The sequence below is a fragment of the Bartonella sp. AA81SXKL genome (assembly GCF_042196945.1).
Lineage (GTDB): Bacteria > Pseudomonadota > Alphaproteobacteria > Rhizobiales > Rhizobiaceae > Bartonella.
The window spans coordinates 249117-268765 of record NZ_JBHIRH010000002.1; the positions used below are offsets into that span (position 1 = coordinate 249117).

14 protein-coding genes and 1 pseudogene are annotated in these 19649 nt (G+C 37.9%); 11 read left to right on the plus strand and 4 right to left on the minus strand.

Annotation, left to right across the window (positions count from 1 at the left end; genetic code table 11):
• Positions 1 to 106 precede the first annotated feature (106 nt).
• The 3 genes from lpdA (at position 107) to ACFINZ_RS02305 (ending at position 3061) form a co-directional block, all read left to right on the plus strand.
• Complete coding sequence (gene lpdA / locus ACFINZ_RS02295; RefSeq protein WP_375701141.1) at positions 107 to 1567, plus strand: dihydrolipoyl dehydrogenase; 1461 nt, start codon at positions 107 to 109, stop codon at positions 1565 to 1567.
• A 67-nt stretch (positions 1568 to 1634) separates the two neighbouring features.
• On the plus strand, positions 1635 to 2597 hold the full coding sequence (gene lipA, locus ACFINZ_RS02300; protein ID WP_375633075.1) for a lipoyl synthase: 963 nt from the start codon (positions 1635 to 1637) through the stop codon (positions 2595 to 2597).
• Positions 2598 to 2599: 2 nt separating this feature from the next.
• Positions 2600 to 3061, plus strand: a complete 462-nt coding sequence (locus ACFINZ_RS02305; protein ID WP_273791149.1) for a type II toxin-antitoxin system RatA family toxin — start codon at positions 2600 to 2602, stop codon at positions 3059 to 3061.
• A 599-nt stretch (positions 3062 to 3660) separates the two neighbouring features.
• Here the strand turns inward: ACFINZ_RS02305 and ACFINZ_RS02310 are convergent.
• From ACFINZ_RS02310 to rirA, 3 genes are read right to left on the minus strand one after another with little or no spacing between them, the layout of a single operon-like run.
• Positions 3661 to 4149, minus strand: coding sequence for a CinA family protein (locus ACFINZ_RS02310; RefSeq protein WP_375628982.1), 489 nt, complete (start codon positions 4147 to 4149; stop codon positions 3661 to 3663).
• Positions 4146 to 5336: a bifunctional 2-C-methyl-D-erythritol 4-phosphate cytidylyltransferase/2-C-methyl-D-erythritol 2,4-cyclodiphosphate synthase gene (locus ACFINZ_RS02315; protein WP_375636316.1), complete on the minus strand. Its 1191-nt coding sequence runs from the start codon at positions 5334 to 5336 to the stop codon at positions 4146 to 4148. The genes ACFINZ_RS02310 and ACFINZ_RS02315 overlap by 4 nt, the downstream gene beginning before the upstream one ends.
• A gap of 24 nt (positions 5337 to 5360) precedes the next feature.
• Positions 5361 to 5804 (minus strand): iron-responsive transcriptional regulator RirA, encoded by a 444-nt coding sequence (gene rirA / locus ACFINZ_RS02320; RefSeq protein WP_375701142.1) that lies wholly within the window; start codon positions 5802 to 5804, stop codon positions 5361 to 5363.
• A 173-nt stretch (positions 5805 to 5977) separates the two neighbouring features.
• Between rirA and ACFINZ_RS02325 the strand changes: the two genes are divergently transcribed.
• From ACFINZ_RS02325 to ACFINZ_RS02360, 8 genes and pseudogenes are all read left to right on the plus strand, one after another.
• Complete coding sequence (locus ACFINZ_RS02325; protein ID WP_375631782.1) at positions 5978 to 8245, plus strand: ATP-binding protein; 2268 nt, start codon at positions 5978 to 5980, stop codon at positions 8243 to 8245.
• A gap of 1 nt (position 8246) precedes the next feature.
• On the plus strand, positions 8247 to 9605 hold the full coding sequence (locus ACFINZ_RS02330; protein ID WP_375617700.1) for a sigma-54-dependent transcriptional regulator: 1359 nt from the start codon (positions 8247 to 8249) through the stop codon (positions 9603 to 9605).
• A 4-nt stretch (positions 9606 to 9609) separates the two neighbouring features.
• Positions 9610 to 10986, plus strand: a complete 1377-nt coding sequence (gene trkA / locus ACFINZ_RS02335; RefSeq protein ID WP_375611279.1) for a Trk system potassium transporter TrkA — start codon at positions 9610 to 9612, stop codon at positions 10984 to 10986.
• Positions 10987 to 10996: 10 nt separating this feature from the next.
• Positions 10997 to 11803 (plus strand): annotated as a pseudogene (locus ACFINZ_RS02340) (hypothetical protein).
• A 147-nt stretch (positions 11804 to 11950) separates the two neighbouring features.
• The gene (clpP, locus tag ACFINZ_RS02345; RefSeq protein ID WP_375611281.1) at positions 11951 to 12583 is read left to right on the plus strand and encodes an ATP-dependent Clp endopeptidase proteolytic subunit ClpP; all 633 of its coding nucleotides are present in this window, start codon (positions 11951 to 11953) and stop codon (positions 12581 to 12583) included.
• 182 nt (positions 12584 to 12765) lie between these two features.
• Entirely contained in the window at positions 12766 to 14040 is a 1275-nt protein-coding gene (gene clpX, locus ACFINZ_RS02350; RefSeq protein ID WP_273723371.1) for an ATP-dependent Clp protease ATP-binding subunit ClpX, read from the plus strand.
• Between the two features lie 183 nt (positions 14041 to 14223).
• Positions 14224 to 16650, plus strand: a complete 2427-nt coding sequence (gene lon / locus ACFINZ_RS02355; protein ID WP_375679134.1) for an endopeptidase La — start codon at positions 14224 to 14226, stop codon at positions 16648 to 16650.
• Between the two features lie 229 nt (positions 16651 to 16879).
• Positions 16880 to 17158 carry an HU family DNA-binding protein gene (locus ACFINZ_RS02360; protein WP_375617702.1) on the plus strand — a complete coding sequence of 93 codons (279 nt, stop codon included), beginning with the start codon at positions 16880 to 16882 and terminating at the stop codon, positions 17156 to 17158.
• A gap of 1059 nt (positions 17159 to 18217) precedes the next feature.
• On the opposite strand, the gene trmFO is transcribed toward ACFINZ_RS02360, so the two are convergent.
• Positions 18218 to 19630, minus strand: coding sequence for a methylenetetrahydrofolate--tRNA-(uracil(54)-C(5))-methyltransferase (FADH(2)-oxidizing) TrmFO (trmFO, locus tag ACFINZ_RS02365; protein ID WP_375701143.1), 1413 nt, complete (start codon positions 19628 to 19630; stop codon positions 18218 to 18220).
• Positions 19631 to 19649: the final 19 nt, after the last annotated feature.

Consider the following 19649-nt stretch of genomic DNA (forward strand, 5'->3'; position numbering starts at 1 on the left):
CGTGAAGCTTAAAGCAAAAGACATAAGATAATTCTCTCATGTTGTTTTACAGACTTAAGTTCAAAAAATGCATATCCATTTTATATATATCCATGGAGGAATTACTGTGGTAAATCTTTATGATGTAATTGTGATTGGATCAGGTCCAGGCGGATATGTAACCGCAATTCGTGCAGCACAATGTGGCTTTAAGACTGCGATTGTTGAACGTGAACATTTGGGAGGGATCTGTTTAAATTGGGGATGTATTCCAACAAAGTCCCTTCTACGTTCAGCGGAAATGAAACATTTTGCTGAACATGCGATAAATTATGGATTAAAAATTAATGGTTCAATTGAGGCAAACATCAAAGATGTTGTGGCACGTTCACGGGGTGTTTCAGCACGTTTAAATGCTGGTGTTGGTTTTTTAATGAAAAAAAACAAAATTGATATTATCTGGGGTGAAGCAAAGCTTACTAAAGAAGCAAAGGGAAGCCTTCCTGCGGAAATTATGGTTTCTTCATCCTCCAAACCGATTATGCAACCGCAAAATCCAGTCCCTAAAGGGACGTTAGGGGAGGGAACTTATCAAGCAAAGCATATCATTATTGCAACGGGCGCACGTCCTCGTGTCCTTCCTGGTATTGAGCCAGATGGAAAACTCATTTGGACTTATTTTGAAGCTATGATACCGCCAGCAATGCCAAAATCGCTTTTGGTTATAGGGTCTGGGGCTATTGGCATTGAATTTGCTTCTTTTTATCATGATATGGGGGCGACAGTAACTGTTGTTGAAATGATGCCCCATATCATGCCTGCTGAAGATATTGAAATTTCAACGTTTGCTCGTAAACAGTTAGAGAAAAAAGGTTTACGCATTCTTCGTCAAGCAAAAGTAACAAAGGTTGAAAAATCTTCCGATTCTGTAAGTGTACATATTGATGTTCAAGGTAAAATAGAGTCAATGACTGTTAACCGGTTGATTTCCGCTGTTGGGGTGCAAGGTAATATTGAGAATCTTGGTTTAGAAGCTTTGGGAATAAAAACCGATAGCGGCTGCATTGTAACTGATGAATGGAGTTGGACGGGGGTGGAAGGTATTTATGCTATTGGTGATGTAGCAGGCCCTCCTATGTTGGCCCATAAAGCAGAAGAAGAAGGTGTGATATGTATTGAGCATCTTGCAGGTTTGAAAAGCGCTCATCCGCTTGATAAAAGAAAAATTCCAGGGTGTACATATTGTACACCACAGGTTGCCTCTGTAGGGCTTTCAGAAGCGGCTGCAAAAGAAGCAGGTTATGATATACGTATTGGTCGTTATTCTTTTGCTGCGAATGGTAAGGCGATTGCTTTGGGTGAAGATCAGGGGTTAGTAAAAACGATTTTTGATAAAAAAACAGGACAGCTTCTCGGGACCCATATGGTAGGGGCTGAGGTAACAGAATTGATACAGGGTTTTGTTATTGCTATGAATCTTGAAACAACAGAAGAAGAATTAATGCATACTGTCTTTCCACATCCGACCTTATCGGAAATGATGAAAGAAAGTGTATTGGATGCTTATGGTCAAGTTTTAAACGCTTGATGACTGGATTGTATGAAAAATTTTATATTTTTGATTGTTACTTCGTATTTATAAGGCAAAGGCTTAAATGGTTACGGTTGTTGATAGAGTTGCAAATAGACGATTGCGTCATCCTGAAAAGGCACATCGTCCTGATACAAGCGTTCAAAAAAAGCCAGATTGGATTCGTGTAAAAGCGCCAACATCACCAATTTATAAGGAAACACATGGTATTGTACGTACGCATAAGTTAGTGACTGTATGTGAAGAAGCTGGTTGTCCTAATATTGGCGAATGTTGGAGCCAGAGGCATGCTAGCTTTATGATTTTAGGTGAAATATGTACGCGTGCTTGTGCTTTTTGTAACGTTGCAACAGGTATTCCACTTGCCGTTGATGATAATGAGCCAGAACGTGTCGCTGATGCTGTTGCACGGATGGAATTAAAACATGTTGTCATTACATCTGTTGATCGTGATGATCTTGCTGATGGTGGTGCTGAGCATTTTGCAAAAGTTATTTATGCGATTCGTCAAAAAACTCCTAAAACAACAATTGAAGTTCTTACACCTGATTTTCGTCATAAGGATGGCGCTTTAGAAGTTGTTGTTGCTGCTAAGCCTGATGTTTTTAATCATAACTTAGAAACAGTTCCTTCTAAATATTTGAAGGTCCGTCCAGGGGCACGTTATTTTCATTCAATTCGTTTGTTACAACGTGTTAAAGAACTTGATCCAACAATTTTTACAAAATCGGGAATTATGGTTGGCCTCGGGGAGGAGCGAAATGAAGTTTTGCAATTGATGGATGATTTGCGCGCTGCTGATGTTGACTTTATGACAATTGGACAATATTTGCAGCCTACACGAAAACATCATCCAGTTGTTCGTTTTGTGCCTCCTGAAGAATTTGAGTCTTTTGCCAAGATTGGTAAAGTAAAAGGATTTTTACATATGTCCTCCAATCCTCTAACGCGTTCATCTCATCATGCTGGAGATGATTTTGCCATTTTGCAAAAAGCGCGTGATGAAAAATTTTCCTTACAGAGATAATTATGCCGATTTTTACAATACATCGGCAGATCACCCATAGTGCCAGTGAAATGTTTGATCTGGTTTCAGATATTGAGCGTTATCCTGAATTTTTACCAATGTGTGAGTCTTTAATAATACGTTCTCGAAAAGAATATGGAAAAAAAATATTGCTTCTTGCGGATATGACCGTTGGCTATAAGATTATTCGTGAAACTTTTACGACTCAAGTATTTCTTCAGCCGGAAAAAAGTCTTATAGAAGTTAAATATATTGATGGTCCATTCAAATATCTTGAAAATCGTTGGGCCTTTCATGATATTGAAAATACCAATGCATGTAATGTAGAGTTTTTTATTGATTATGAATTTAAAAGTAAAACGCTTGGATTAGTGATGGGCTCAATGTTTGATATTGCGTTTCGTAAATTTACTGAGGCTTTTGAGAAGCGTGCGCATCAGATTTATGGCTCTACGGTAACATAGTCTATTCTGTTATTTTTTAACAATACGTATTGCTTAAACAGCGTGAAGGTGAAAACCGGTTTCCATCTTTACTATTTGTTTTTAATTCAGCTTTCAAAAGCATATTGAGGGAATATCATTTTAAATGATGAAGATGATGCACAGCTTCATGCTTTTGTTTCTCTCTTTTTTAATAGATGCACACTCGTTAAACAAAACGCCCAAATAGAACATGCTTGCGTCATACCCATTTCATAATAGTGCTCATAATAAATAGTATAGATTCTCGTAAAAGTATATAAAATCTACATCTGTACACTTATGAAGAAGTTCTCCTGTATCATTTATTTGCCATCTCTCAAGATGTTGTACCAGCTCTTAGCACTTGAGAGAGAGGTACAAGTTTTCCTTTCATTAATCATTTTATTTATACAGTTTTTTCTCTTGTGGCGTGTAAGTGAATAAATTTGATTAATTCAACCTACACAGGACTAAAGTGAGATAATTTTACGCTAGTCAGATCGTTCATTTTCAAGTTGTGATACAATAAAATTTTTTCAAGATGTTGACGATTATAGACTCGATGGAGAATAAAGAATTTTGAAATTAGTATGGGGAATTCAGTGAAGCAATTCCAGAATCATTTTAAAAGCATTTTCAACAGTTGCATGGCGGATAGCATTGCGATTAAGATGAGCAAAGTGCATTTCTTTGTGCAGGGGGGAGTGGTTTTTATAAGCTACTGCGCAATGCACAAGTCCTACAGGTTTATCAAGACTTGCACCTCCTGGACCAGCAATTCCTGTTACAGAAACTGCAATGTCAGCTTGTGAATGTTTTAATCCACCCTCAGCCATTGCAAGAGCAACTTCTTTTGAAACGGCACCATAGGTTTTTATAAGTTCAGCACAAACGCCAACAAGGCGTGTTTTAGATTCATTTGAATAAACAACAAATCCACAATCGAGAACATCTGATGATCCTGCTATATTTGTGAGGCATGCAGCAATGAGTCCCCCTGTACAAGACTCTACAGTTGTTAACAGCAAACCTTTTTGGCGAAAGGTATTAAGGACTTCATGTGCTTGTTTTTCACAAAGATATGTCATTGGGGAAGTTCTCCTGAATAAAGAACGCTCGCTGTTGCAAGAGCAGCAATTCCTTCACCACGACCAATAAATCCAAGCCTTTCATTTGTTGTTGCTTTGATAGAGATTCGATCAGGTGTCATTGCAAGTATTGTCATAAGATTTTCTGTCATGGCATGACGATAGGGACCAATTTTAGGATTTTCAGCGATAATTGTGATATCAACATTGGCAATACGTCCACCTGCTTGTTTAATAATATCAAGAGCATGACGGAGAAAAATTTCTGATGATACATTTTTCCATTGAGGATCAGAGGGAGGGAAATGTGTGCCAATATCTCCAGCACCTCGCGTAGCGAGCAGGGCATCTGTTAGCGCATGAAGAGCAACATCCGCATCGGAGTGTCCATTTAATTTTTTATGAAAAGGGATTTTTATACCACATAAAATAAGAAAATCACCATCCTCGAAAGAGTGAACATCATAACCATTGCCGGTGCGGATATCAGGAAACATTTGCATTTTCTTTTGGAGATATAAATGTGCAGTATTAAAATCTTCATGCCATGTAATTTTTATGTTGTTAGGATCCCCAGGAATGGCACGCATAGGAATTCCAAACCATTCGGCAATTGCAGAATCGTCAGTGAATTCTTGTTTGCAAGCTTGTTTTGCTTGTTTATGGGCCGCTAAGATATGTTCAAAGGGAAAACACTGTGGAGTTTGTGCACTATAAAGATGGGTACGGGGAATTGTTTCTAAAATATGCTGATTATTTATACGTTTAAGGGTATCAGAGATGGGCAGAACAGGAAGAACACCTTCTTGAGGCGTGATAGTGTTGTGAATGTTATTAAGAAGCTTGTTTTCGATAAAAGGGCGTGCACCATCATGAATATGCACATATTGGGGGGCAAATTTTTTGAGTGCATGAAGTCCATATAAGGTAGAGATTTGACGTGTATTGCCTCCTTCAACGATAATAAGGCGCTCTTTAAAATCGTCAATAGCTTGTTCACAGATTTGGCGATCTTCTGGATGAATAACAAGAATAATTGTTGTGATAGCTGGATGCTGCAAAAAACAATGCACGGTATGATAAATAATTGGCTTTTGTCCTAGAAGCCGATATTGTTTTGGAATTTTATGGGGAGATCCTGCTCTTTCACCCCGTCCAGCGGCTAATATTATTGCTGCAATAGAAATACTTAATCTCCTTGTATTATAATCTTAGTTTGCTTTTTTGTCATTAATTTTAAAATGATTTTGAAAGGATGGTTGTTGTAGATCAGCAAGGGATATCACGGATAATACCTCAAAAAAAGCATTTAATGCTTTTTGAAGTGCGGTATTTAAACCACAAAAATCAAACAAGGGGCAAGTTGGTTCTGCAGTATCGAAGCATTCTGCGAGGGAAAAGTTGTCTTCTGTTACTTTCACAACATCCGCGACTGAAATCTCTGCTGCGGGTTTAGCCAATCTAACTCCACCATTGCGTCCACGCACTGTTTGTATAAAACCTTCTTGAACAAGCAGCTGAAGGATTTTAAATAAAAAAAGCTCTGAAACGGCATATGCTTTAGCGATTTCTGGAACACGACTGAGAGTTCCCTGATTATCTGCACAATACATGAGCATTCGAAGAGCATAATTTGTTTGTTTTGTTAATCGCATCTCATTTCCTTCGTAAAGTATCGTCGAACACAGTCTATTTTAAAGATATTTTGCAAAATGTAGAAGTTTTTTCTCGTTGACTATATTTGCTCTATTTTAAATGTAGTATTAGTATTGTCAATTTTTGCTACAAAAGGTTATATGAGAATAATGGGATAAGGGTATGTAAGCTCATGACGAATATAACATCTGTGACGAATCTTCAAGACATAGATAAAAATACTTATAACGATGAGTTGTATCGTTTAAGTAAGGTATATATTTTTTTAGGGATTACAATTATTGTATTGGCTTTACTTACGGCCTCTGTTTCATTTATTATTCTTATTGGATTAACTCCTGTTGTTCCCAGTAGAACAGTAACCCTTATTCTTATAGGAATTAATAGTTTTTGGGTTTTAGGGCTTATTGTCATCGTTTTTTATGAGATGATACCGATCATTCGTGCTTGGCGTTCAAGGCGTGCAGGATCGCGTCTTCATGTGCGCCTTATTTCATTGTTTGCACTTGTTGCGACAATGCCAGCTGTTGCTGTAGCTCTTGTATCGGGTCCAGCACTAAATTTGGGACTTGATCGATGGTTTGATACAACAACGCGGCAAATTGTGGGCTCTTCTATTGATTTAGCAAATGCTTATGCAGATGAAATGCTTCAAAATTTAAAAAATTTATCCTACGCGATGGCATTTGCACTTGATAACAAAAAACTCTTAGAACGTAATCCAGCTGAATATAGGATGCAATTGACGCGTCATGCTCTAGGACGCAATTTGCGTGGTGCATTTTTGTTAAGTTCTAGCGGAGCTATTTTTGTATCGAGTGCTCTTGGTGATGAAGATAAACTGCCAATTCCTCCTTCCCATCTTATTGAACGTGCAACCAGTGCGAGACCTTTTTCTTTTCAACCAGGCGTTCATGATTATTTTGGTATTATTTTAAAATTTACCAATATTCCAAACACATTTTTATATTTGGTGCGTGACGTTGATAAAGGTGTTTTATCTGCTTTGCGTTTGACAGAAGTTAATACAGATCGTTATCGTGATTTAAATGAAAATCGCCTGCTGACACAGATTGCATTTGGTATGCTTTATTTGTGTCTTTTTTTTAGTTTATTCTTATCAGCCATTTGGGCTGCTATTGCTGTTGCTGATCGCTTAGTACGTCCTATTCGTCTTCTCATTAGTGCTGCCGATGATGTTGCTTCTGGAAATATGGAAATTTTCGTGCCAGTACGAGCAAAAGATGGAGATATTGGGCAATTATCCAAAACTTTTAATTACATGGTCAGTGAATTAAAAAGTCGGCGTAATGAATTGATTGCAGTGCGTGATCAAATTGATGAAAGACGGCGTTTTTCTGAAGCTGTGTTATCGGGTGTAACAGCGGGAGTAGCAGGTATAGATGATAATGGTGATATCACCATTATCAATCGGTCTATTGAAGCGATGTTTGATATTCGCTCAGAGCACGTTGTTGGAAAAAGTCTTTTATCTTTAAGCGCTGAAATTTGGCAGGTTTTTCAGTTTGTGCGTTCATTGGATCGTAAAAACCATCGTGAGCAGGTCACTTTAAACGTTGCAGGAAAAGAGCGTGTCTGTAATGTCCAAGTTACGATGGAGGAGGATGATGGACAAGGGCAATCTTGGGTTCTAACAATTGATGATATTACAGACCTTGTTGCAGCGCAACGTACAGCGGCGTGGGCGGATATTGCGCGGCGTATTGCACACGAAATTAAAAATCCTCTTACACCTATTCAGTTATCCGCTGAACGCATTCGTAAACGTTATAACAAAGCTATTACACAAGATAGAGAGGTCTTTGAGCGGTGTATTGACACAATTATTCGGCAGGTTGGAGATATTGGGCGTATGGTTGATGAGTTTTCCTCTTTTGCACGTATGCCCAAACCAAAAATGCATATTTTAGATATACGAGAATTGTTGCGCGAAGCATGTTTCTTGATAGAAGTGACGCGACATGATATTCATTTTGAGCAAGATTTAGGAACTCTACCACTTATGGGTGCATTTGATAACCGTCTCATTGTACAGGCTTTTTGCAATGTTATCAAAAACGCGAGCGAATCCATAGATTCAGTTATGCGAGAGGAAAATATTCACGGTCATATTCTTATCCGTTCTTATCGTCAGGAAGAATGGGTGGTTGTGGATGTTGTTGATAACGGGAAAGGACTTCCTAAAGAGCAAAGACAAAAGTTATTAGAACCCTATATAACAACGCGGGAAAAAGGAACAGGGCTGGGGTTAGCTATTGTGCGCAAAGTTATTGAAGATCACGGTGGTTTCATGGAGCTTCATGATGCACCGGAGAGTTTTTATGAAGGTCGTGGTGCGATGATCCGTTTGATATTTCCAGCGGATGGGGGTAAGCAGGGTAATATTATACAAGCCATAAATCATAAGATAGGGGAATAGTATGGTATCAGATATCTTGATTGTTGATGATGAAGCAGATATTCGTGAGCTTGTTGCTGGTATTTTAGATGATGAAGGTTATGAAACGCGTGTTGCTTGTAACTCTGATGAAGCATTGGCTCAAATTAGTGAGCGTATTCCAAAGCTCATTTTTTTGGATATTTGGCTACAGGGTAGTCGTCTCGATGGTTTAGCACTGCTTGATGAAATTAAAACACAATATCCGGCTCTTCCGGTCGTTATGATCTCTGGTCATGGTAATATTGAGACGGCTGTTTCCGCTATAAAGCGAGGAGCATATGATTTCATTGAAAAACCTTTTAAAGCTGATAGACTTGTATTGGTTGCAGAGAGAACACTTGAAAATTCAAATTTAAAACGTGAGCTTTTAGAATTGCGAAAGCGTTCGAACGAGACATTAGAGTTGCTCGGAAAATCGACAGTTATAAAAAATTTGCGTCAAATCATAGAAAAAGTAGCACCAACCAATAGTCGCATCATGATAACAGGTCCTTCAGGGGCAGGAAAAGAGACTGTTGCACGAACTATTCATGCGCTCTCAACGCGTTCGAATGGGCCATTTGTTACAATAAATGCTGCAACGATTACTCCAGAAAGAATGGAAATAGAGCTGTTTGGCAGCGAAATGGAGGGAAGAGAGCGTAAAATTGGTGCCTTAGAGGAAGCTCATGGCGGTATCTTATATCTTGATGAAATTGCTGACATGCCGCGTGAGACTCAAGGGAAGATTCTTCGAGTTTTAACGGGGCAAACATTTGAGAGAATTGGCGGCACAAAACGTGTTAAGGTGGATGTCCGTATCATTTCTTCGACAGCGCAAAATCTTGAAAACCTCATTTCTGATGGGCGCTTTAGGGAGGATCTTTTTCACCGTCTTTCCGTTGTTCCTATTGTTGTTCCGCCCCTTTCAGCGCGTCGTGAAGATATTCCAGAACTTGTACATCATTTTGTAAAAACAATATCACAGCAGGTTGGGATTAAACCGCGTGCAATCAGTGATGATGTGATTGCTATTTTGCAAACGCACGCTTGGCCGGGTAATGTGCGGCAATTACGTAATAATATTGAGCGTCTTCTTATTCTTGTGCGGGATGGTGATGGTCCTATAACAGCGGACTTTCTTCCCAGTGAAGTAAGTGATTCTTTGCCACGTCTTCAAATGGATTCAGATGAAAGTATAATGGATTTGCCGTTACGTGAAGCTCGAGAATTATTTGAAAAGAGATATTTAGTGGCGCAGATTGGGCGTTTGGGTGGAAATATATCACGTACTGCTGAATTTATAGGCATGGAGCGTTCAGCTTTGCACCGTAAACTTAAAGCGCTTGGAGTTTCTTAAAGCGATGCGTATTATTATTTGTGGAGCAGGACAGGTTGGTTATGGGATAGCAGAGCGTCTTGCTGCTGAAAATCACGATGTTACTGTTATTGATATTGAAACGAGATTAATTGAAAAGATTCGCGATACATTGGATGTGAGAGGTTTTGTTGGTCACGGTTCACGGCCTGAAGTTCTTTTGGCTGCAGATGCAGACAAAGCTGATATGTTGATTGCTGTCACTTTGTTTGATGAAGTTAATATGGTAGCTTGCCAAGTAGCACATTCATTATTTAATGTGCCCACAAAAATTGCTCGTATTCGCTCACAATCTTATTTAGAACCACGTTATAAGACGCTTTTTTCCAGAGAGAATATTCCCATTGATGTGGTTATTTCGCCAGAAGTTGAAGTTGGGGAAATGGTTTTGCGCCGTATTGCTTTACCTGGTGCAATAGATGTTCTTTATTTTTGTAATGATGATATTGTGGCACTAGCTTTGGAATGCATGGAAGATTGTCCAGTTATTAATACACCTTTGCGTCAATTAACAGAGCTTTTTCCAGATCTTCATACGACGGTTACTGCTATTAAACGTGGCGCGGAATTATTGGTTGCACATTCAGAAACGCAATTACGCGTTGGTGATATAACCTATCTTGTTGTTTCTCGTGAACAGATGCGTCGTGCTGTTGGGCTTTTTGGTCATAAAGAACAAGATGCCCACCGCATGATTATTGCAGGGGGTGGTCACATTGGCCTTTATGTTGCACAGGCTATTGAAAAGCGTTTCCATAAATTAAAATTGAAGATTATAGAAGCGCATAGAGAAAGAGCCCTCACAATTGCTGATCAGCTTGAAAAAACAACAGTTTTATACGGTAACGTGTTAGATCCAGTGATTCTTCAAGATGCGGGAATTGATCAGTCCGATTTAATGATTACATTGACCAATCAAGATCAGGTTAATCTCTTAAGCGCTATTATTGCTAAAAGATTGGGCTGCAAAGCCAATATGGTATTGATTAATAATGTTGCCTATCAAGAATTTAGTCGTGCTGTTGGTGTGGATGCATATCTTAATCCCCATAGCGTTACAATATCGAGAATTTTGCAACAAATGCGCCGTGGGCGTATTCGTTCTGTTCATTCAGTTTTTAATGGCCGAGCAGAAATTATTGAAGCTGAAGTGATGCAAACATCTTCATTGGTTGGTAAGTCATTATCAGAGCTCAATTTATCAGATGGTTTGAGAATTGGTGCAATTTATCGCAATAAGACAATAATACAGCTTTCGGCAGATACGCGCATTTTGTCTGGTGATAGAATAGTGATTTTTGCTCTTGCTGATAGGGTTCGTGATGTTGAACAACTCTTTCGCGTAAGTTTAGAATATTTTTGATATATTATCTATGGATATTTGTACTTTTTGGTATAGTGGACAATTAAGATTGGTAGATAGGCTTTGTTTGTCCTCAATGGTTAAAACTGGACAGCGCGTTAAGCTTTTTAGTTATGATAAAAAATAGATAATCTCCCTGCTGGTGTTGAGCTGCATGAAGCCGAATCAATTTTACCACGCTCAGCAATTTATCGCCTTGATCCCGATTTTTCTGATGATAAACTAGGGTGTACAATTGTTCAGTTCTCGGATTTTTTTCGTGTTATGCTGATGAAATATCAACAAGGTGTTTGGTTAGATACAGATGTTTACCTTGTTAAACAATTTCATCCAGATGCGGATAAGGTTTGGTTGGCAAGAAAAATAATACAAGAGTAGGCGTTTCTGCACTTTATTTTCCGCCCAATAACCCTATTATAAAAATATTTGAGGATTATTGGGCTGGCACAGAAATTATTCCTCATTGGCTTGGGTTTAAGCGTCGTGTTTGGAGACCGTTCTGGTTAAAGAGGAAAAAATGCCGATTTTACCGGGAAATCTTGGCGTTACAATATTTGGCAATGATGGTATTTCACGATTAGCAAAACGATATGGTTTTTTTCATGAAGCAAAGGAAAAGGAAACTTTTTATTATTGGACTGGGCGAAAAACTGAACGTATTTTTGAACCAGCTTTTGGTGTAAAGCCGCTTACAGATTCACGCTTGATAGGCTTTCATATTCACAGAAAGACAAAGACTACGAAAAGACCTCAGGAAGGAAGTTTTTACCATTGGGCGGTATCTCGCATTCTGGATGTTCATCATTTGTTTAGGTAGAGTTATTATTGCTATTTTAACTATTGAGATTTTAATCTATCTTATACAATCTCTTGATTGTAGCTTGCACAAGAGAGTAATGTTAACATATGGATAAAAACATTGAATGTGTAAAGAGCGGTTGTTATATGAACGGAAAGTAAAAATATGAGTGATCCAATGAAAACAGCATTAAGCCTTGTTCCTATGGTTATTGAACAAACCAATCGTGGTGAGCGGGCCTATGATATTTTTTCCCGTCTTTTAAAGGAGCGGATTATTTTTATTAATGGTCCTGTTGAAGATGGTATGGCAATGCTTGTTTGTGCACAATTGCTTTTCTTGGAAGCGGAAAATCCTAAAAAAGAAATTAGTCTTTATATTAATTCTCCAGGTGGAGTCGTAACATCTGGTATGGCTATTTATGATACTATGCAGTTTATTCGCCCTCCTGTTTCTACGCTTTGCATGGGGCAAGCGGCATCTATGGGGTCTTTATTGTTAACGGCTGGAGCAAAAGGTCATCGTTTTACATTGCCAAACGCACGTATTATGGTGCATCAACCATCTGGTGGTTTTCAAGGTCAAGCTTCAGATATTGAGCGACATGCGCAAGATATTATAAAGATGAAACGGCGTTTAAATGAAATTTATGTTCAACATACGAGTCAAGATTATGAGGTTATAGAGAGAACTCTCGATCGCGATCATTTTATGACAGCAGAAGAAGCCAAAGCGTTTGGCTTAGTTGATGATGTTATACAATACCGTGCAGAAACTGAAAAAGAAGAAAAAGATTAAGAATTTTTATAGAAAAAACAGCTACTTTAAATCAAGAGTTTTATAAAAAATATCGCAAAATAAGAGAAACACCTAAAAGTATTGAGACATGCATGGTTTTCTATATGTCTTTTAGTTTTCATGATGAAAGGCTTCCTTTGAAAAGGCAAAGTGTTCATATATTGTGGTGAAAGGAAAGAAAAATGAGCAAAATTAGCAATAGCGGGAACGAATCAAAAAATACTCTCTATTGCTCGTTCTGCGGCAAGAGTCAGCATGAGGTGCGTAAGCTCATTGCGGGGCCTACTGTATTTATCTGTGATGAATGTGTAGAGCTTTGCATGGATATTATTCGGGAAGAAAATAAGTCTTCTGGGGTTAAGGTGCGTGATGGTGTTCCTACGCCACAGGAAATTATAACAGTTCTTGATGACTATGTTATTGGTCAGCAGCATGCAAAGCGTGTTCTTTCTGTTGCTGTTCATAATCATTATAAACGGTTGGCGCATCAGTCTAAAAGCAATGATATTGAGTTGGCTAAATCAAATATTCTTCTTGTTGGTCCAACGGGTTGTGGTAAAACTTATCTTGCACAAACATTAGCACGTATTATTGATGTGCCTTTTACGATGGCGGATGCGACCACTTTGACTGAAGCGGGTTATGTGGGAGAAGATGTTGAAAATATTATTTTGAAGCTTCTTCAAGCAGCAGATTATAATGTTGAACGTGCGCAGCGTGGTATTGTTTATATTGATGAGGTTGATAAGATTTCTCGTAAAGCAGACAATCCTTCTATTACAAGAGATGTTTCGGGGGAAGGAGTTCAGCAAGCATTATTAAAAATTATGGAAGGAACGATTGCTTCTGTTCCTCCTCAAGGTGGACGTAAGCATCCGCAACAAGAGTTTCTTCAGGTTGACACCACAAACATCTTATTCATTTGTGGGGGAGCTTTTGCAGGTTTAGAACGGATTATTTCAGGGCGTGGTGAAAAAACTTCTATTGGTTTTTCTGCGACTGTTAAGGCTCCGGATGAGCGTTGTGTCGGTGAAATTTTTCGTGATTTAGAGCCTGAAGATCTTATTAAATTTGGTTTAATACCAGAATTTATTGGGCGGCTTCCTATAGTCGCTACCTTAGAGGATTTAGATGTTAACGCCCTCATGCAAATTTTATCCCAACCTAAAAATGCGTTAGTAAAGCAATATCAGCGTCTTTTTGAAATGGAGAATGTTGAGTTAGCATTTCATGAAGATGCTTTACGTGTTATTGCAAAGAAAGCAATTGAACGTAAAACTGGTGCTCGTGGTTTACGTTCTATTATGGAGAAGATCCTTCTTGAGACGATGTTTGAGCTACCGGCTCTTGAAGGCGTTCAAAAAGTGGTTATTTCGAGTGATGTCGTTGATGGTAAAGCGCGTCCTCTTTATATTTACTCAGAACGTGCAGAAGATAAAGAAAATGTATCAGCATGACATTGTGCGATGCACAATATAAAAGGTGGTAGTGAACGGTATTTGATAGGTGTTTCTAATAATATCATTATAATGCTTGATTTATGTATGAGTAATTACCACTTCATGTACAGTGAAGAGCTGAGATTTTCTAAAGGTGGGCTAATTGTTGTAGATAGCTCATAGGCTCCAGAAAGGAGAGTTATGCAATATATTGATGAAAAGACAGATGAAGTAAGAGATGGGGTTTATGCTGTTTTACCTCTTCGTGATATTGTTGTCTTCCCCCATATGATTGTTCCACTTTTTGTGGGCCGCGAAAAATCAATTCGTGCTCTTGAAGAAACGATGGCGGTTGATAAGCAAATACTATTGGTGACACAAAAAAATGCTTCTGATGACGATCCAAAATCAGAGGATATTTATCATATTGGTACATTTGCTAATATTCTTCAACTTTTAAAGCTTCCTGATGGTACTGTAAAGGTTTTGGTTGAAGGAACTGCACGTGCAAAAATTAGTCAATTTGCTTTAAGTGAAGGTTATCATCAGGCTTTTGCAACTGTTACAGAAGAACCTAGAGAGAGTGATGTTGAGATTGAAGCTCTTTCAAGGTCAGTGATTACTTATTTTGAAAACTATGTAAAGCTTAATAAAAAAATCTCTCCTGAAGTTGTGAATGCGATTGGCCAGCTTGATAATCCTTCTAAGCTTGCCGATACGATTGCTTCTCATTTGATGATTAAACTGGCAGAAAAACAGGAAATATTAGAGCTCTTACCTGTGCGGGCCCGTCTTGAACGTGTTTTGTCCTTCATGGAAGGAGAAATTTCTGTTTTGCAGGTTGAAAAACGTATTCGTTCGCATGTTAAACGGCAAATGGAAAAAAACCAACGAGAATATTATCTCAATGAGCAGATGAAGGCTATTCAAAAAGAGTTAGGAGCAGGTGATGATAGCCGAGATGAACTCTCTGAATTAGAAGAACGTATCAAGAATACAAAACTATCCAAGGAAGCACAGGAGAAAGCTGGAGCAGAATTGAGAAAATTACGGAATATGTCTCCTATGTCTGCAGAAGCGACAGTTGTACGTAACTATCTTGATTGGTTATTAGCAATGCCTTGGGGTAAAAAATCTAAGATTAAAAACAATTTAGATTTTGCTGAAAAGGTCATGAATAATGAACATTTTGGTCTTGAAAAAGTTAAGGAGCGAATTATTGAATATTTGGCCGTACAAAGTCGCGCGTCAAAGATAAAAGGTCCCATTATTTGTTTGTTAGGTCCTCCAGGTGTAGGGAAAACATCATTAGCGCGCTCTATTGCAAAGGCAACGGGACGTGAGTATGTTCGTATCTCATTGGGAGGTGTCCGAGATGAAGCAGAAATTCGTGGACATCGCCGAACATATATTGGCTCGATGCCTGGAAAAATTATCCAGTCTATGAAAAAAGCAAAAAAATCTAATCCGCTTTTCTTGCTTGATGAAATTGATAAAATGGGCCAAGATTTTCGTGGCGATCCTTCATCCGCTTTATTAGAAGTTCTTGATCCTGAACAAAATGGTACATTCATTGATCACTATTTGGAAGTTGAATATGATCTTTCTGATGTCATGTTTATCACAACTGCCAATACACTTAATATTCCAGGTCCGTTAATGGATCGTATGGAAATTATTCGTATCGCTGGTTATACTGAATGTGAGAAAATGGAAATTGTTAAACAGCATCTTTTACCAAAGGCACTAAAAGATCACTGTTTATCTAAAAAAGAACTCAGTATTTCTGATGGAGCACTAAGGTCAATTATTCAGTTTTATACACGTGAGGCAGGCGTTCGTAACCTTGAACGTGAACTCATGAAAATTTCCCGCAAATCCGTTACAAAAATTCTCAAAACACATCAAAAATCTGTAAAAGTTACAGAAAGTAATATTCATGATTTCTTGGGTGTTAAACGTTATCATTACAATCAGATTGAAGGAGAAAATCAAATTGGTGTTGTAACAGGTCTTGCGTGGACAGAAGTCGGTGGAGAGTTATTAACCATTGAAGGAGTTATGATGCCCGGCAAAGGGAAGATGACTGTAACTGGAAATTTACGTGATATTATGAAAGAGTCCATTTCAGCGGCAGCATCTTATGTACGTTCTCGTGCTGTTGATTTTGGTATTGAACCTCCACTTTTTGAAAAACGCGATATCCATGTTCATGTTCCAGAGGGTGCGACACCAAAAGATGGCCCATCGGCTGGGATTGCAATGGTGACAGCAATTGTTTCGGTCCTTACAGGAGTAGCTGTGCATAAAGATATTGCAATGACTGGTGAAATTACTTTACGTGGACGCGTTTTACCCATTGGTGGATTAAAAGAAAAACTCTTAGCAGCTCTTCGAGGAGGGATAAAAAAAGTACTTATTCCTGAAGAAAATGCAAAAGATTTGGTTGATATTCCTGATGATGTCAAAAATAATATGGAAATTATTCCAGTAAATCATGTGAGTGAAGTTTTGAAACACGCTTTGGTTCGTTTTCCAGACACTATTGAATGGAAAGAACCCTCTACAGGAGCTGTGCCAATCCGGTCAGAGAGCAGTGATAGTGAAGGAATACAGATTGCGCACTGATTCACTTATCTCATTTATAACGGCATTTTTTAGGTGGTAGAAGGTGTTGTTGAGGTTATTATTCTGTTTTTTGTTGGAAAAAGTGAAAAATTCCGTGAATAACTGTGATTATTGCTAAAAAAACAATGTTTTGGATAAAAATAAGACTTCTGTTTGCTGTACTTTTCAATAAACTGACCAATAACATGATTAAGTCATGTTCAGGTAATATAGGGAAAGGAAATATTTTATGAATAAAAGTGAATTCGTTAGCTCCGTTGCTGAAAAGGCAGGTGTTTCGAAAGCGCAAGCTGGTGTTGTTGTTGATGCTTTTATGGCTTCTGTAACAGAAGCTTTGGCTTCAGGGGGAGATGTTCGTCTTCCAGGTTTTGGCACTTTTGAAGTTTCTCATCGTGCTGCAACAAAGGGGCGTAATCCTTCAACTGGTGCTGAAATCGATATTCCAGCACGTTCTGTACCCAAATTTTCTGCAGGAAAAAGCCTTAAAGAAGCAGTTAATAAAAAATAATTTAAGCTACATTAAAAAAACCCGATTTATTTATAAACGGGTTTTTTTAACACATGTGTTATGCTTGTTTTTCACATAAAACTTTGAGATCCTTGCGATGCTTTTTATTTTCATGTATTGCTGGAAATATATTGTTTTTAGTCTTTTCAATAAAATATTGCACTGTATTAATTGAGCGCGGGTATGGCTTATAAAATGTAATATTAACTTTTATTACGCTGAAGTGTTACGGTATTTATTTCAAAACAAGATCCGTAAATAATATGAAGCGGAAAACTCTGTAAAGTCCATAAAAGTTATTATATATCACCATTTACGCTTAATAAAAGCGCATGTTGGTGCCACCGTGCTATCTATTTTTCTCAGTTCCTATAATGTTGCGACTAGCCCCAGATATCTGAGACGAGTGCATAAGGGATAGTTTTATTCTTTTACTCTTATACGCCAACCTTTCTTGTGACGCACCAAGAGAATAATTTTATTGATTTATTATAAAATCCTGAAATAAAAGAATCTTATGATATTCAGATTTCGCTTTCAATATTGGGATTTTTCTTGGCATTTGAGAGGGGAGAGATAGCTCCAGCTCTATCCTACAAATATTTTTTCCATATCTTTATTTCACTTGTGATATGCAAGCAAGTATTTTTCCTTCATCATACAAGAGTTAAAATGAGAGAACATCACAAATTTTGAGGGAGGAAGTTACAAAACAGAAAAATTACTCTTATAAAATAATATACATTACGTAATATAAAAACTATTAATAAAGATAGTACAGTATTACTTGTGTATTTTCCATTTATTTATTTTGATTATTCATAATATATTTATATAATTATTTTGTTTTTAGTCATTAAATCATATTAAATTGTTGATAGCGGTAAAGTTTTTTTATAGCCAAAAGTTATTTTACAGCATCTACATAATTGAATAAATGATGAAACGTAGGGTAGTATTTATTGATTGGGGGAGACAGTCTTTAAAAGGCTTTAGAATGATTTTTTCACGAGAGTCATAAAGATCTATTCAGTAGGAGAGAGGCGAATCGTATGTTTTTTATAAACAGGAGCTCTTTGATTCTTTATTTGCTAACCACTGAGTACAATCATTGAGAGCTCTCGCTGTTATGGCTTGTTTTTTTACTAATTTTTTTTCTTTACTTGGTAAGCGTTTTCCTGAATGTTTAATAGAAGCAATAGGCGGAAAGAGTCCGAAATTGATATTCATTGGCTGAAAAGATTGTGTTTCTGCTTTTTCATCTATGATGTGTCCCCCTGTAATATGATTCAAAAGGGCTCCGAATGCTGTAGTTTGTGGGGGTAGGCAAGGGGAAATATGATGATATTCGGCAGCAGCAAAACGTCCAGCAAGAAGCCCTATTGCCGCTGATTCTACATAACCTTCACATCCGGTAATTTGCCCTGCAAAGCGTAGTTGTTTTTTTTGTTTTAAACGAAGGGTTTGATCAAGAATAATTGGCGAGTTGAGGTAGGTATTGCGGTGAAGACCACCAAGACGCGCAAACTCTGCTTTTTCAAGACCTGGAATCATTCTAAAAATACGAATTTGTTCACCATATTTCAGTTTTGTTTGAAAGCCGACCATATTATAAAGCGTTCCAAGTTTATTATCTTGGCGTAATTGAACGACAGCATAGGGTTTAACTGTAGGGTTATGGGCATTAGTTAAGCCCATAGGTTTCATAGGACCATGTCTTAACGTTTCAAGTCCGCGCTCAGCCATAATTTCAATGGGGAGGCATCCATCAAAATAGGGCGTTTTTTCAAAGTCACGAAACTCTGTTTTTTCAGCATTTTTTAACTCTTCAACGAATGTTTCATATTGTTCTTTGTTGAGGGGACAATTAAGATAATCTTTTCCTGTTCCCTCAGGACCAATTTTATCATAGCGAGACTGATACCAACAAATGTTGATATCAATACTGTCGGTATAGATAATAGGCGCAATTGCATCAAAAAAAGAAAGAGCTTTTATACCGGTTATTGCTTGTAATTTTTGAGCAAGTGCAGGCGATGTAAGGGGTCCTGTTGCAATGACAACATGTTTCCAAGCTTTAGGAATTTCTTGAACTTCTTCACGTTTGATTGTTATAAGAGGGTGATTTTCAAGTGCTGTCGTAACGGTTTTTGAAAATCCATCACGGTCAACAGCAAGAGCACTACCTGCGGGAACTTTGTTGGCATCAGCAGCTTTCATAATTAACGATTTTGCTAATCGCATTTCAGCATGTAAAAGCCCTACGGCATTTGTTAATGAATCATCGCAACGAAACGAATTTGAACAAACCAGTTCTGCCAATTTATCGGTTTTATGGGCATCTGATTTTTTTTCGGGTCGCATTTCATGCAAAACAACAGAAATTCCTGACTGAGCGATTTGCCAGCTTGCTTCACACCCCGCAAGACCGCCACCGATGATATGAATTGGGATATCAAATGTCTTTAACATAATTGACTTTTAGCGTAAG